This window comes from Romboutsia weinsteinii (assembly GCF_002250835.2).
GTDB classification, from domain to species: domain Bacteria; phylum Bacillota; class Clostridia; order Peptostreptococcales; family Peptostreptococcaceae; genus Romboutsia_A; species Romboutsia_A weinsteinii.
Genome location: NZ_NOJY02000053.1, coordinates 1 through 15,430, shown reverse-complemented (window position 1 = coordinate 15,430; position 15,430 = coordinate 1). Strand labels below are relative to the sequence as shown.

Below are 15,430 nucleotides of genomic sequence, written 5' to 3'. Positions count from 1 at the left end.
TCTTTATATATAGCTAAAGTTGGAAGACCTAATACTTTCTCTTTTATAGCTAACCTTCTTGCTTTTGTTGTGTCCATTGCACAGAATTTTATTTTATCCCCATATGTTTCTGCTAACTGATGAACATCTGGCATTAATGCTTTACATGGTTCGCATCCTTCACTCCAGAAATCAACAAATATTGTACCTTCACCTTTTAAAACTTCTTCTTCAAAAGTATTTTTATCTAAGTTTATCATCTAAAAATCCCCCTTATTTTATATTACATAGTTACTTCTTCTTGTTCTTGGCTAAATTTCTTTTCAATATATTTTTCAGCTACTATAGTAGCAATAGCCCCATCATTAGTTGCTGTTACGACTTGTCTTAAAGTCTTAACTCTGCAATCTCCTGCTGCAAATACGCCTTCTACATTAGTTTTCATATCTGCATCTGTTATTATATATCCCTTTTCATCCATTTCTACTTTGCCTTCAAATAACTTAGTTTGAGAATCAAGACCTACGAATACAAATACCCCCATAGTTCCATCTTCTTCATCAGCGAAGTACTCATGAGTCTCACCAGTTTTAGTATTTTTAAATACTACTGACTCTAATATTCCATCACCTTTTATTTCTTCTATTACTGTATCTAATAAAAATTCTATTTTAGAATTAGCTCTTGCTTTTTCTTCTACAGACTTTGCACATCTAAATGCATCTCTTCTGTGAACTATAGTAACCTTTCTAGCAAACTTAGTTAAGTACATCCCTTCTTCTAATGCACTATCTCCTCCTCCTACTACGAAAACTTCAAAGTCTTCAAAGAAGTCAGCATCGCAAGTCGCACAGTAAGAAACCCCTTTCCCAGTCAGCTCTTTTTCCCCTGGACATCCAATCTTCTTAGGAGTTGCACCAGTAGCTATTATTACAGCCTTTGCTTTGTACTCATTTTTTTCACCTTTTAGTACTTTTATATCCCCTTCAAAATCTACATCTACTATATTATCTTTGGCCATTTCTGCACCAAACTCTTTGCATTGTTCTACCATTCTTGCTATTAAACTTGGTCCTGATGCATTAGGTACTGATCCAGGATAGTTAGCTATTTCATGAGTAGTTACTATTTGTCCCCCAGTTTTACTTTTTTCTAAAATAAGTGTTTTTAACTTGGCTCTTGCTCCATAAAGTCCTGCTGATAATCCTGCAGGTCCACATCCTATTATCACTAAATCATATACATTTTCCATATTTAAAATCCCCCTAAGAAATTATTAATTTTATATGTATTGAATTCTCTTTAGTGTATTATCAAATATGTCATAATCAATAACTCTAAAATCATCTAAGATTTTTTCTGGCCAATTTGGTGTATTCTTATTTCCCTGAAATTTTTCTGCTGTATTTATTGCTTCTTCAATCAATGTTACAGAATTTAAATCTAATGCTTTGCCTTCTTTCATTATTACACTTCTGAAAGGTGTTTCATTAGGTTTTACACTTCCATATAGTGGGTGAGATAATAATTCATAACCCTCATGTATTAATTTTCTACACTCTTTAAGAACTTCTACATATGTCTTATCTTTAAAGAAAATACACTTTTTAGTTATATTTTCTTTAACCATTGGGTTATTTGTGATAATTACCATATTCTACACTCTCTTTCTCAATTTATTGTAAACAAAAACAGAGAAGACAAATTACCAATTTGTCCTCTCTGTCAATATTATCTTCAGAGTTCCGTCCAGATACAGTTCTTTTACCTGAGAATTTCATTTAATCTACTTGGTGTTAGATTAAACTTGTCCCTTCGGTCATTTCCCTTAGAAATAGTCTTCCATATCTTTCCCCCGGATATTATTAATTTTTATTTATAGATGTTATCTCTTTCTCTTACTTGTAGTATATATTTTTTCTATATAGATATCAAGCAATTTTTGTTAAATTTTTCATTTTTATTTTACAAAGATTTATCATCTATACTTTCTAACCAATCTTTTATTGAGTTTATAACATTCTCAACACATCCATCTTCAAATGGAGACTTTAATTTTCCTATCTCTACAATTTCTAAAAATGATTTTGTTCCACCAACTCTACAAATATCTAAATAATTTTCCCAAGTTGATTCTTTGTTTTCTCTTATATTTTTCCAAAATTGAAGAGCACAAATTTGTGCCAAAGTGTAATCTATATAATAAAATGGATTTTTAAAAATATGACCTTGTTTAAACCACCAGCCACCTCTTTCTAAAAATTCACATCCTTCATAATCTTTATGAGGCAGATATTCTTTTTCTAATTCTCTCCACACGCTCTTTCTTTCTTCTTTACTCATACTTACATTTTCATATATACGATGTTGGAATTCATCAACTACAATTCCATAAGGTATAAACTTTATAGCAGATGACATATGCGTGAACTTGTACTTTTCAGTATCTTCTTTAAAGAATAAATCCATCCATGGCCATGTTATAAATTCCATACTCATAGAATGTATTTCACAACTTTCAAATGTAGGGAAGTTAATTTCAGGCATTTCAATATATGTAGACATATATAATTGGAATGCATGTCCAGCCTCATGAGTAAGAACATCTATATCATCTGATGTTTGATTGAAATTTGAGAATATAAATGGAGATTTGTGATTTGGAATATATGTACAATATCCACCTGCTGCCTTACCTTTTTTAGTAACTAAATCCATAAGCTCATTTTCCATCATAAAATCAAAAAATTCTTTAGTTTCAGTAGATAGTTCTTCATACATCTTTCTACCGTTTTCCATTATATATTCCGGACTACCTTTTGGAGTAGCATTACCACTTAAAAACTCAAAATTTTCATCTACATAAGTTAACTTATCTATTCCTAATCTACTCTCTTGTCTTTTATATATATCATTAGCTAACGGTACTATATATTCTTTTACTTGCTTTCTAAAGTTTTTTACCATTTCTGCATTGTAGTCTGTTCTCATCATTCTAATGTACCCAAGCTCTACAAAGTTTTCAAAATTAAGCTTCTTAGCTATTTTGTCTCTTAGCTTTACCATATTATCAAATATCTCATCAAACTTATCTTCATTTTCTTCAAAGAAGCTATAATAAGCCTTTGATGCTTTTGTTCTCATGTCTCTATCTTTTGAAGACATAAATCTCATAAGCCCTGATAAATTTCTTTCCTTACCTTCAAAGTAAATTTTAGCTGATGCCAATAACTTAGTATACTTTGAGCATAATTTATTCTCCTCTTGTAATTCCTCTATTATATCTGAAGAAAATGACTTTAATGAGTACTCTGCTATCTTAAAAAATTGCTTCCCATAGTATTTTATTAGTTCATTTTTGTATTTAGAACCTACTACTGCCTCATAAAATATTGAATTTAATTCTTCATAAAGCGGAGAATATTCATCCCAATATTCTCGTTCTTTCTCATAGAAGCTATCCATTGTATTTATACTATGCCTAATAGATGAAATTGTCGACATTGTCTCTACATCATTTCTTAATACATTTAATTTATCTATATTTTCCTTTTGTTCTTCTGATGAACTTGATTGATTTATATCTTTTACTATTTCTAAAAAACTTTTTCTAAATTCTTCATAAGAAGGTCTTTCATATTTAAAATCATTGAATTTCACGTTATCACTCCTCATCATCTTGCTCATATTGTACTCTTTTTCTTTATAATTTTAGCAGATATTGCTATAATGGTATAGGTAAATCATATTTTATCTAAAATACTTATCAAGGAGAATAGAATGTATAAATTAATTGCTTTAGATATAGACGGTACTTTATTAAATAGTGAAAAAAAGATTACTCCAGAAGTTTTCAAATCTATCCAAGAAGCTAAGAAAAATGGTGCAAAGGTTGTATTATCAACTGGTAGACCTCTGCCTGGTGTTACTCCTCTTTTAGAAGAATTAAACCTTACAGATGAAGGTGATTATGTTATCTGCTTCAATGGTGCTTTAGTTCAAGAAGTAAAGAACAAAAACATAATATCTGATGTAGAAATGGAATTAGAAGATTTTAAGGTTATTTACAATGATATTTGTAAAAAACATAACTCTTATATTCATATAAACACTCCAACTAATGTAATAACTCCATTTGAAGTTCCTAGTGAGTATACAGTATTAGAATCAAACCTTAATAATATTCCTATCGTTTATAAATCTGAAGATGAAATAGACGAAAGTATAAAATTCTGCAAGGTTATGATAATAGATCAACCTGAAAAACTAGAAGAAATAATTCCTCAAATACCAAAGGAATTCTTTGAAAAATATACTATAGTAAGGTCAGCTCCATTCTTCCTAGAATTTTTAAATAAAGGTGCTAATAAAGGAATTGCTCTTAAAGCCCTTTGTAATACTATAGACTTACCTATAGAACAAGCTATAGCTGTTGGTGATGAAGAAAATGACCAACATATGATTAAATTTGCTGGCCTTGGAGTTGCTATGGGAAATGCTCGTGAAAGTATAAAAGAAATAGCTGACTACGTTACAGATACAAACAATAACCATGGTGTTGCTAAGGTTATAAACAAATTTATATTAGATTAGTCCATTTTAATTTACAACTTATCTAAAATCCACACAAATTATTATTTTTTTATAATTTATATATAGGTATTGGACATTAAAATATCCAATACCTATAGTTTATTTTATCTAGTTATTTTTCTAGCTAATGTGGCAGTCCATACACCAACCATTGTAACACCCAAAAACATTTCCAGTCCTGAAAGTATTATACTATATCCAATCGGAGTTATATCTCCATACCCTACAGTAGTAAAAGTCACTACACTAAAATACAATGACTTCATAAAGTCTGTAAATAAACTTCCAATAGGTAATTTCAATATAAAATCAATACTATAATTTATCTCGACCCCATTTGCGTTTAGTCCTGTAAACATATAAATTAATGTAAATAATAATACAATCTCTATCGAACTAATAAGTGCAAATGTTGGCCTTTCTCCATAACCACATAAAAACCAGAATATACACGACTTTATTTTACTAATACCTGACAAAGTCCTAAGTTCCATCTGCTTTGATAAATAGTAATACTCACCTGCATTGCTTAACAGTCTATTCGCCTCAAACTTAGAAAAAATTGATTTATATAACTTAAAAGTATTTTCATAATAGTTGTTGTCATTCTTATCTTTTTCTACTCTATCTATAAATGTATCTTCGCTTAACTTACTTAAAAACTTATCCTCAAAATCAATTTTGTTTATATAGCTACTTACTATCTTTAAAGCTCTACAATCACAATCTACTATATACATATCATTTATTGTACATTCACTTAATATTGTCCCTCTTAAATCCGTTTCGATAAATCTATTTTTACTAAAACTTATTTTATTGAAAATACTTTTACTCATATTACAATTTTTAAAATAACAATTTTTAAATTTTGTATCTTTATCAAATATGGCTATAGATGCATTTGAGAAGTCACAGTCTTCAAATTTCACATTATTAAAATTACAATTATCAAAAGTGCTACCACCAAATGTGCAATTTATAAATCTAATACTATCAAATATACAGTTTGTAAATTTATTATAACTTAATGTACTATAGCTTATTTTCATCAACTCTTCATTTAAGCTTATTACATCAGTACATATCTTTTTATTTTCAATAATATTAAAAGTATCTACTGTATGACTTTCTATTTTGAATATATCTACATTCTTATTTTTATTTTCTTCACTATCTATACCTTCTACAACGTGTTTATCTTTATGTAAATTTAATTGATAATAGTAATCCTGCATACTTTCATCTAATCTATCTTGTATTTCTAGTTTTATCATTTTTCTAGTTCTCTCAAAGTTATCAATTATCATCATACCACCCTATAATTTAGTAGTTTTAATACCTATTGATAATTAATACTTTATTATATAAATAAATCCTTCATAAATATTTCCAATTCGTATATATATATATAAACCCAAAGTTAAATTATAGAGTCAATCCTTTTATTTTTATAATATATTATTTGGAGGTTGTGTATGAATAATAAACTTAAAGACTTAGAAGATAAACTACCTAAAAATTGTTGTTCTTTCTGTGCTCATATGTCTTTAGATGGTCCTCGTGAAGATTATAGTTATGATATAAGATGTATAATTTTAGATGCAATGCCCGATCTTAAAGATAGCTGTAGATATTTTGAACCTGAATACACTCGATTAAGTTTATCTGACTTAGATGACTTATACATAAACTTTTTAGAGACATGTCTTAGAATAAAATACGACGATTACTTAAAATCTATTCATTGGAAATTATTTAGAGAAAAAACTTTAGACGAATGTAATCATAAATGCTATATATGCGGTTCTAAAGACAATGTAGATGTTTATCATCTTAAAAAGAATTTAGGACGAGAATCCGCTTCTGATGTTATGGTTATGTGTTATGATTGTTTACCAAGATAGTAATGAATAAAATAAAAATACCTCCATATAATAAGTTTAACGCTTATATATGGAGGTATTTTTATTATGGTAAATAGTAATTTAAGTTGTTCTGCAGAAAGTTGTACTTACAATGATGGTGGTGCTTGTTTCTCTGGAAGTATAAAAGTTGATGGAGAAAAAGCTAATACTACATCTTGTACTTGTTGTTCTACATATGTAGATAGACAGTCATGTGGTTTCACTAATTCCTCAAATGATTGCGATTGTGTAGGAACAGATAATATACATTGTAAAGCACATAATTGCAAATACAATGATAATGAAAGCTGTAAGGCTTCTAATGTTAAAATCAATGCAGGTAACGCTAGTTGCGAAACATTTTGTTGTGAATAATATCTAATAAAGCAGAGACTATTTATATTATAAATAGTCTCTGCTTTATTTTGTAAACTCTATGCATTCAATCTTGCTACTTCAGCTTCAGTATATACCTTATAATCCTCTTCTTTAGTTAGTACTCTTAATGTTCCTAATGCCAAAGATTCTAGTTCATTTTCTCCAGGTATTATCTCAACATGTGCTATAAATTTCACCCTTTTTTTAATCATTGAGACTATTTTATTTGAATAAGCAATTCCACCTGTTATGATTATTGCATCTACGTTTCCATCTACCACTGTAGCTAATTCACCAATACCTTTACTTATTTGGTATATCATAGCATCATAAATTAACTTAGCTTTTTCATTACCGTCTTCAATCATTTTTTCAACTTCTCTAACATCAACAGTATCTAGATAAGAAACTATACCGCCTTTTCCTCGTATCATTTTTAACATTTCATTGTGGGTATATTTTCCTGAAAAGCACATATCAATAAGTTTTTTACAAGGTACTCTTCCTGATCTTTCTGGTGAAAATGGACCTTCGTCATCAGATACTATATCTATCATTCTACCATTTTCATGTACACTTATACTTATTCCTCCACCTAAATGAGCGACTATAAGATTTGATTCATTATATTTTTTATTATTATCCTTACAATATTTTATTGCCATCGCTCTAGAATTTAAAGCATGACTTAAGCAAGCTCTATCCATATTACAGTTTCCTGATGGTCTTGCAATATCAATAAGTTCGTCGACTGAAACAGAATCGTATATAAATGCATCAATACCTATTGTTTTTGCTATTTCATAAGAAATAATAGCACCTAAATTTGATGCATGCTCCAGGATAGGATCATTTTTTAATCTATCTATCATTTCATCATTTACCAAATATGCTCCAGATTTTACTGGTGGAAGTAATCCACCCCTTCCAACTATTGCACTTAAGCTTTGTATATCTATATTATTTTCTTTCAATGTATTTAAAACTGCATCTTTTCTCATCTCAAATTGATCCTGGATGCTATTAAATTTACTTATCTCTTCTATTGGATGATCTATTGACTTTGAAAGTACAGGATTTTCATCATTGTAAACAGCTATTTTAGTGGAAGTTGATCCTGGATTTATAGCTAATATTTTAAATGCCATATATATCCCCTTTTCATATTAAATTTATATAGTTAGAAATTCTTTGCAAGATTTGACTCATTTTTAGCTAAATTAAGTCCTTCATTAAATGCTTTGATATTTATGTCTACAAACTTTTCTTTTACATTATCTCTTATTATTTTTTCCCAATTGATATGTTCTAATTTCATAGTTTTTACTAAGCTTCCCAGCAATATTACATTCATAATTTTCGAGTTTCCTAACTCTATTGCTTTGCTAGCTGCATCTATCATATTGGCCTCTAGTCTAACTAGCTCTTTATCAATTTCGTCTTCAAAGTATTCAGCCTTACCAGTTAAAACTGTCATAGAATCAATTCTATAATTATTTACAACTAAATTACCATCAGGCTTCAGATATTTTAGCCATCTTAGAGCTTCCATCTTTTCAAATGCAACTAATATATCTGCACTTCCATACTCTATAACAGGTGAATATACACATTCTCCATATCTAACTTGAGATGAAACTGATCCACCCCTCTGACTCATACCATGTATTTCACTCATCTTTACATCATACCCAAATTCCATTAAACCTGTAGTTAACAACTTACTTGCAAGTATTGTACCTTGCCCACCAACCCCTACTAAAAGAATACTTTTTGTCATTTTAATTTCCCTCCTTTAATATAGCTTCTTTAGGACATACCTGCTTACATACATTGCAGCCTACACATTGATTTTTATCTATATTTACTAATTTCTTATCTTTATCATATCCTAAAGCTGGGCATCCAGTTTTTATACATATCTTACAACCTATACATTTGTCAGCATCTACCTTGCACTTAGTTGTAAAAGGATTATTAAACTCTTTTATTTCTTCTTCTGTAAAGTTTTTCAGTACACATGGCCATTTAGTAATAATAACTGAAGATTCATTTAATCCTATTGCCCAATCCAAAGCATTATTTACTTCTTTTAAATCATTAGGGTCTATCACCTTTATATTTTCTATCCCACAAGCTCTCACTACATGTTCTATATCTATCTCTTTAGTAGATTCCCCTTGTAATGTAAATCCTGTACCAGGATTTTGTTGATGACCTGTCATACCTGTGATTCTATTATCTAATATTATAGTTATAGAGTTTCCTTTATTATAACTAACATCCAAAAGAGAGTTTACACCTGTGTGGAAGAAAGTTGAATCTCCCATAATTCCCACTACCCTCTTATTGTTGTTTTTTTTCATATTTAAAACCTGTTGAGCTCCATGTCCTGCACTTGCACTTGCTCCCATGCAAACTATAAAATCCATCGCATTATAAGGATCCGCAAAACCAAGTGAGTAACACCCTATGTCTCCAGATATAATTAAATCTTTTCTTTTACCTAGTTCATAAAACATGCCTCTATGAGGACAACCTGCACAAAATCCTGGAGGTCTTGAAACTACAAGACTCTCATCATAATCTATAGTTTCACTAGCTTTGTCTAAAATATATTTTCTTATTACATCTGGTGTCATCTCACCATAGCTAGGTAATACATCTTTCCCAAAACATTCTATATTGTTAGCTCTTATCTGTTCTTCTATAAACTTATCATTTTCTTCAATAATGTAGATTTTATCTACCTTACTAGCAAATTCTTTTATCTTTTCAATAGGCATAGGATTTGTAAATCCAAGTTTCATATACGATGCATCTTTACCAAATACCTCTTTTGCATAGTTAAAACATACTCCAGATGCTATGACTCCAACTTTGTTATTATTAATTTCATAATAATTTAAGTCAGTTGCATTTGAAAAATCCTCAAGTTTTTTCATTCTCTCTTCTACTTCTATTCTTCTTAGCCTAGAATTAGCTGGTACCGTAACCATTTTAGCAATATTTTTAGTATATTCTTTTATACCTACTTCTTCTCTTTCATTACACTCTACTATTCCCTTAGAGTGACATAGCCTTGTCGTAACTCTAAATAGTACAGGGCTATCATATTTCTCACTTATTTCAAAAGCAGTTTTAATCATGTCCTTAGCTTCCTGACTACTTGAAGGTTCTAAAAGAGGTATTTTTGCAAACTTAGCATAATTCCTATTGTCTTGCTCATTTTGCGAGGAATGCATTCCTGGTTCATCTGCCGATACTAGTACCATACCTCCATTTACACCAGTGTAGGAATATGTGAATAATGGGTCTGCCGCTACATTCACACCTACATGTTTCATAGATGCTAAAGTTCTAGCACCTGCAATTGACCCTCCTATGACAGCTTCTAATGCAACTTTTTCATTACTTGCCCACTCAGCTACTATATCATCTTTGTACATTGCTATATTTTCTAGTATTTCTGTACTTGGAGTTCCAGGATATGCAGATGCATATTTTACACCTGACTCATAAGCACCACGAGCTATTGCTTCATTACCAGTCATCAATATTTTCATATACTCATTCCCCCACATATAAATATTTATATCTATTTAAAGCATATTCAGTGCCAAGTTTTTAATTTACTGTATATTCTGTTTATTTATTATTAAATCATTTCCTTAACTTAAAAAAATCAAGCAATAAGCTTGATTTTTCATATTTTATTAAATATATAAATAAATCAAATGATAATGTTGTTAGTTTTACTTAACAGTATGTTAACTTTTTATAACTATCTATTAACAATTACTTTTTATTATACTTTTTCCAAAGCGCAGTCCTACTTATGCCTAAAATTTTTGCAATCTCAGTCTTTGTAAGACCTTGGTTAAGTAATGTTTCTATGATTTTTTCTTCTATGTATTTATTAATCGCTTTCATATCAATATTAACTTCATTAAGATTCTTATTTGCTTCTTGATCTATAGATATTACTTCATTTTCATTTATCTTTATCTTGCCTGTAATAAAATATTTCTGTGCAATATTCTTTAGTTCTCGTACATTTCCAGGCCAATTATAATTTTCTAATATTAGTTGTTCCTTTTCACTCAATTCATAGTATTTTTCTTTTAACAAATCTTTTACAAAGTAATCAAATAATATTAGTATATCTTTTTTTCTTTCTCTTAGAGGTGGGATATTAATTTCTAAACTACTTAATCTATAATATAAATCAGCTCTAAAAGTTCCCAGTTTAATATTTTCATATAAAAACTCGTTTGTTGCTGCAATAATCCTTATATCTAAAGGTATTATACGATCAGACCCAAGCCTCATTATTTCCCTTTCTTCGATTACTCTAAGTAGCTTAGCTTGGAGGTTTAAAGGCAAACTATTTATTTCATCTAAAAACAAAGTTCCTCCATGGGCTAATTCGAAAAGACCTAGCTTTCCACCTTTTCTAGCTCCTGTAAATGCACCTTCTTCATAACCAAACAACTCACTTTCTAGTAAACTTTCCGCTATTGTAGCACAGTTTATAGCCACAAATGGCTGATTTTTTCTTGTACTTATATTATGTATACTATGCGCTAAAATTTCTTTTCCTGAACCACTTTCTCCGTAAAGAAGAACCGTATAATCACTTACACCTATACTTTTTGCTTCTTCAATAAACTCTTTACTAACTTCATCTTTAAATATAAAATCATCAAATGAGTATTTAGCATACATCCCTTTTTTGTTTAAGTCTATTCTTATCTTTCTCTCTAAATTCTGAAGCTTTGTAATATCTTGTATAATCCCCAGTACTCCATAAGTATCATCATCAATCTTTATTAGTTTACCACTAGTGTTTACAGTTAAGTCATTAATATATCTAATTTTTCTTTTACTCTCTATGTTTTTAGATAAACATTCTACCAGCCACTCCATACTTGGAAACACATCTAGTATATATTTATTAAATACCTCGTTTTTGTCAGATTTTAATATTTTTTTAGCTCCTTCATTATATAAAACTATATTTCCTTTTATATCTGTAGCAATTACTCCATCCTTAATTCCATCTAATGTATTTCTTAAAATTTCATTGTTAAATTTCTCATCTTCCAAAGTATCTAATAAGTTTTTACAGTAATCTACTACACCTCGTATGGATTCATCACTAGCGTTTATAAATATACTATCCATTCCATATCTTTGTGCAAAAGAACACGCTATACCACTACCTACAATTACCACATCGTTCTTTTCATTAATATACTTACTGACCTTACTTTCTATCTCAAACTTACTTTTAAACCACTCTTCTTTGATGCTACTATCTATTAAATCTCTGTATTCATCGTAATTAAAAAATACTTCATCGTATCCTAATACTAGTACTACTTTTTTACAATACAAACTTGCTAATTTTATAGCTTTCAGTATATCTATTACTTTCATATTAAACGGTATTATAGGAATATTAACCGTATCTAATATTAACTTATACCCTCCGCCTCTTCCTATTATAGCTTGTGCTCCTTTATCTTTTAAAATCTTCCCCTGTTCCTCTATTTTATCAATATCTATTAAATCTATTATTATATTTCCTTGTTTAACATCTTCTTTATACAAGCTCTCTATTCTTTCTTTTAGTTCAGCGGTAGATGCTATAATCCCAATAACCTTTTTCAAACTCTCAACTCCCCCAAGTATAATATCGCACCATGTTACTTATATTATCTCATATATTTCAGGTTGTCTGAATATAATTGTCTAAAGATTATACTTCTTTTTAGTGAGGTGGTTTTATTATGCAATATAGAAATATGAGAATGCCTACGGATAAATGCTCCTTATCCGTACTTGGTTCAAGCTCCATTGAGGTTTTAGCTGATACAGCTATAATATGTACAAGTATTGTTTCAGAAGGTACAAGTTTAGAAGAAGCCCGTGATAAAAATTATGAAGTTTATAATATTATTTTAAAGAGTTTGGATGATTATAAAATTCAAAAAGAAAATATTTATGATATGAATGTATCTGCAACTAAAAATCCAAACTCTTCTGATAATACTACAACTACTTATACTGTATCTCATCTATTGACTATAGTTGTTAATGACTTTTCAAAATTAAATGATATTTATTCTTTGATCATAAAAAATGGCACTAACGATAGTGCTAAAATTAACTTTACTCTATCGGATTCAGTTCCTTATTATAATAGAGCTCTAAAAAAAGCTACTCAAGATGCTGTATCTAAAGCATCTATATTAGCTAGAAATTTTGGTGTAAAATACAATCCCGTACCTTATAAAATACGAGAAAATACATCTTCACTATATTCAATTACATATCCTTCTTATGAAGAAGGCAATTATACATCTGGTTCACTTCCTGGCTATGTAAGTATTTCAGCAGAAATAGAAGCATCCTTCTCAACATATCAATACTAAAAATAAAAGGGATATGATAAAATATATACTTTTATCATATCCCTACCTACTATTAAACTGTACAATTTTCTATTTGTATTATATAGCTTTGACAACTTTTACATGCTATTATGCTTACAATATAACTATCATCTACTTTATTTTGTCTAGATAACTTATTAAAAGATAAACCTTCATATTCCTTGCTAATATCACTTATCACATACTTTCCATCTTTAGTGAATATGTAGAAATGATATTCTAAAAATGGGAAGAATTTTTCTTTCTCTTTAACTCCAGCTAAACAATCTGGACATGCTTCTTGATAATATTCTACATCAAAGTCAATGTCACTAGCATTATTAATCATATTTATAATATCATTTACACTAATTCCTTTAACCGGCTTTTCTTCATCATTTATTAAAGCAGTACAGTTTTTTTCGCTTAATAAATATTCTTGTTCTTCATAATTAAATTTGTATTCGCTCATTTTACACCTCTTTATCCTATTTCTGATACAAATGGCACATCCTCTTTTAGTGCTAATCTATACTCTTCATCTGTAATGTATCCAAGTTCATGCATTTTAAATAATACCGTCTCTTGCCTTTTTTTAGCTTGACTATGCTCCATATATCTTGCAGGATTATTAGTAATACCTACCAGCATAGCACATTGTGCTAGTGACAAGTCACTTACATCTTTTCCGAAATATGTCTTTGCTCCTGTTGCTACTCCATAAGATGATTTTCCTAAATATATATTATTTAAATATGCAGCTAGTATATCATCTTTAGACATATTCTTGTCCATCTGTAGAGCATTGTACATATCTTGTATTTTTCTTTTCATATTTTTATCATCATCTGTTAGAAGATTTTTAGATAACTGCATTTCAATAGTACTTCCACCTTGAGTACTATCTGATAATATATTATGTGCTAAAGATCTTGCAAGGGATATTACATCTACACCCTTGTGCTTATAAAATCGTTCGTCCTCAATTGCAACTATAGCATTTTTTAAGTTTGTTGGTATTTCCTCTTTACTTACTACCTCAGTGCTTATATATTTTGATTCTAAAAGCTCCTTTGTGACTTTAGGTGATCCAGCTGTTACAGAAAACACTAGTACCGATCCAGCCGCAGATACCACTATAAGAGCTATTAGCATTACTACTAATAAGCTTTTTGTTGCTTTAATCATCATTGCTTTTTTTCGTTCTTTTTTCTTTTTTGCCCTACTGCTTATAGCTTTATTTTCTTTTATATTTGAAGTTCTATCTCTTTTTATCGTATTAACATCATTCTTTTTTATATTTACATTTTCACTCGGCATAGATTGAGAAGTCAAATTATTACTACTTACTTTTCTTCTTCTTATTTTATTTTCGTCATTGTTATAGTTACTCATTTTATCCTCCTTGTTTATAAAATTAATTATACCTTGTAATATAAAATAAATCAAAGAACAAATTTGTAAGATTATGACTAATATTTTTACATAAATATTGCGATATAAATTACTTATTATGGGTATTATATTAAGCAGATATTAATTAAGGAGGTATTTTATGGCTTATTTTATATCTGATACTTGCATAAGTTGTGGTGCTTGTGAACCCGAGTGCCCTGTTAGCTGTATATCAGCTGGTGATGACAAGTACGTAATAGATGAAAATATATGTATAGAATGTGGTGCTTGTAACAGTGTCTGTCCTGTAGAAGCTCCCAATCCAGAGTAATACATACATAAGTTAAAGATAGATTATATATAAACTATCAAAAATAACCATAGGCTATTAAATATATCCTATGGTCATTTTATTTTTATACTTTCTTTTACTTTTTCATTAGAACTATCATCAATATTAATAATCTCTAATATCATTTTTTCTTCTGTGTTATGCAATGTTACGCCCATTTTTATTTCTGTACTTTCTCCACTTTTTAAATTTCCGATAAATCCTAATATCTTTTCATTACTAGTACTAACAAAGTACTTAGTTGGTTTATCTCCTTGATAAGGATATATATCTATATTAGATAGTTCTACATCATATTCTCCATTATTCTCAACCTTCATACTTACTATAGCAGATGCATTATATTTTTCTCCAATATCAATTTCTTCATCTCGTATATCTATATC

Annotated in this window: 17 protein-coding genes and 1 riboswitch; of the genes, 5 read left to right on the top strand and 12 right to left on the bottom strand. The window is 29.3% G+C overall.

From position 1 onward, the window contains the following. From CHL78_RS16960 to CHL78_RS16945, 4 genes are all read right to left on the bottom strand, one after another. Positions 1–239 (bottom strand): thioredoxin family protein (locus CHL78_RS16960; protein ID WP_116041619.1); only part of this gene is annotated, 239 nt, incomplete at its 3' end. A gap of 23 nt (positions 240–262) precedes the next feature. Beyond that, positions 263–1,231 carry a thioredoxin-disulfide reductase gene (gene trxB / locus CHL78_RS16955; protein ID WP_094369328.1) on the bottom strand — a complete coding sequence of 323 codons (969 nt, stop codon included), beginning with the start codon at positions 1,229–1,231 and terminating at the stop codon, positions 263–265. 30 nt (positions 1,232–1,261) lie between these two features. Beyond that, positions 1,262–1,633, bottom strand: coding sequence for a GrdX family protein (locus CHL78_RS16950; protein WP_094369327.1), 372 nt, complete (start codon positions 1,631–1,633; stop codon positions 1,262–1,264). 92 nt (positions 1,634–1,725) lie between these two features. Then, positions 1,726–1,834: riboswitch (glycine riboswitch) on the bottom strand. Between the two features lie 110 nt (positions 1,835–1,944). After that, a complete protein-coding gene (locus CHL78_RS16945) occupies positions 1,945–3,639 on the bottom strand; it encodes a M3 family oligoendopeptidase (protein WP_094369326.1) in 1,695 nt (564 codons plus the stop codon). A 120-nt stretch (positions 3,640–3,759) separates the two neighbouring features. Between CHL78_RS16945 and yidA the strand changes: the two genes are divergently transcribed. Next, positions 3,760–4,572, top strand: a complete 813-nt coding sequence (gene yidA / locus CHL78_RS16940) for a sugar-phosphatase (RefSeq protein ID WP_094369325.1) — start codon at positions 3,760–3,762, stop codon at positions 4,570–4,572. 104 nt (positions 4,573–4,676) lie between these two features. On the opposite strand, the gene CHL78_RS16935 is transcribed toward yidA, so the two are convergent. Next, positions 4,677–5,885 (bottom strand): pentapeptide repeat-containing protein, encoded by a 1,209-nt coding sequence (locus CHL78_RS16935; RefSeq protein WP_094369324.1) that lies wholly within the window; start codon positions 5,883–5,885, stop codon positions 4,677–4,679. Positions 5,886–6,050: 165 nt separating this feature from the next. On the opposite strand from CHL78_RS16935, the gene CHL78_RS16930 reads away from it, so the two are divergent. After that, on the top strand, positions 6,051–6,479 hold the full coding sequence (locus tag CHL78_RS16930) for a hypothetical protein (RefSeq protein ID WP_094369323.1): 429 nt from the start codon (positions 6,051–6,053) through the stop codon (positions 6,477–6,479). 66 nt (positions 6,480–6,545) lie between these two features. Next, entirely contained in the window at positions 6,546–6,854 is a 309-nt protein-coding gene (locus tag CHL78_RS16925) for a DUF1540 domain-containing protein (protein WP_094369322.1), read from the top strand. 59 nt (positions 6,855–6,913) lie between these two features. Here CHL78_RS16925 and buk read toward each other — a convergent pair whose 3' ends face one another. From buk to CHL78_RS16905, 4 genes are all read right to left on the bottom strand, one after another. After that, positions 6,914–8,005: a butyrate kinase gene (gene buk / locus CHL78_RS16920; RefSeq protein ID WP_094369321.1), complete on the bottom strand. Its 1,092-nt coding sequence runs from the start codon at positions 8,003–8,005 to the stop codon at positions 6,914–6,916. A 32-nt stretch (positions 8,006–8,037) separates the two neighbouring features. Beyond that, a complete protein-coding gene (locus tag CHL78_RS16915; protein ID WP_094369320.1) occupies positions 8,038–8,637 on the bottom strand; it encodes an indolepyruvate oxidoreductase subunit beta in 600 nt (199 codons plus the stop codon). Position 8,638: 1 nt separating this feature from the next. After that, the gene (gene iorA / locus CHL78_RS16910; protein WP_094369319.1) at positions 8,639–10,423 is read right to left on the bottom strand and encodes an indolepyruvate ferredoxin oxidoreductase subunit alpha; all 1,785 of its coding nucleotides are present in this window, start codon (positions 10,421–10,423) and stop codon (positions 8,639–8,641) included. A gap of 232 nt (positions 10,424–10,655) precedes the next feature. After that, complete coding sequence (locus CHL78_RS16905; RefSeq protein ID WP_094369318.1) at positions 10,656–12,533, bottom strand: sigma 54-interacting transcriptional regulator; 1,878 nt, start codon at positions 12,531–12,533, stop codon at positions 10,656–10,658. A 119-nt stretch (positions 12,534–12,652) separates the two neighbouring features. Here CHL78_RS16905 and CHL78_RS16900 point away from each other — a divergent pair, with 119 nt between their 5' ends. Next, positions 12,653–13,297, top strand: a complete 645-nt coding sequence (locus CHL78_RS16900) for an SIMPL domain-containing protein (protein ID WP_094369317.1) — start codon at positions 12,653–12,655, stop codon at positions 13,295–13,297. A 52-nt stretch (positions 13,298–13,349) separates the two neighbouring features. Here the strand turns inward: CHL78_RS16900 and CHL78_RS16895 are convergent, their stop codons facing one another. Both CHL78_RS16895 and CHL78_RS16890 read right to left on the bottom strand, forming a co-directional pair. Further along, a complete protein-coding gene (locus CHL78_RS16895) occupies positions 13,350–13,769 on the bottom strand; it encodes a DUF3785 domain-containing protein (RefSeq protein ID WP_094369316.1) in 420 nt (139 codons plus the stop codon). An 11-nt stretch (positions 13,770–13,780) separates the two neighbouring features. Next, the gene (locus CHL78_RS16890) at positions 13,781–14,692 is read right to left on the bottom strand and encodes a transglycosylase domain-containing protein (RefSeq protein WP_094369315.1); all 912 of its coding nucleotides are present in this window, start codon (positions 14,690–14,692) and stop codon (positions 13,781–13,783) included. A 160-nt stretch (positions 14,693–14,852) separates the two neighbouring features. Between CHL78_RS16890 and CHL78_RS16885 the strand changes: the two genes are divergently transcribed. Beyond that, on the top strand, positions 14,853–15,023 hold the full coding sequence (locus tag CHL78_RS16885) for a 4Fe-4S binding protein (RefSeq protein WP_094369314.1): 171 nt from the start codon (positions 14,853–14,855) through the stop codon (positions 15,021–15,023). Positions 15,024–15,097: 74 nt separating this feature from the next. Here CHL78_RS16885 and CHL78_RS20860 read toward each other — a convergent pair. Next, the coding region (locus CHL78_RS20860) for a hypothetical protein (RefSeq protein WP_158540723.1) at positions 15,098–15,430 on the bottom strand (333 nt) is incomplete at its 5' end.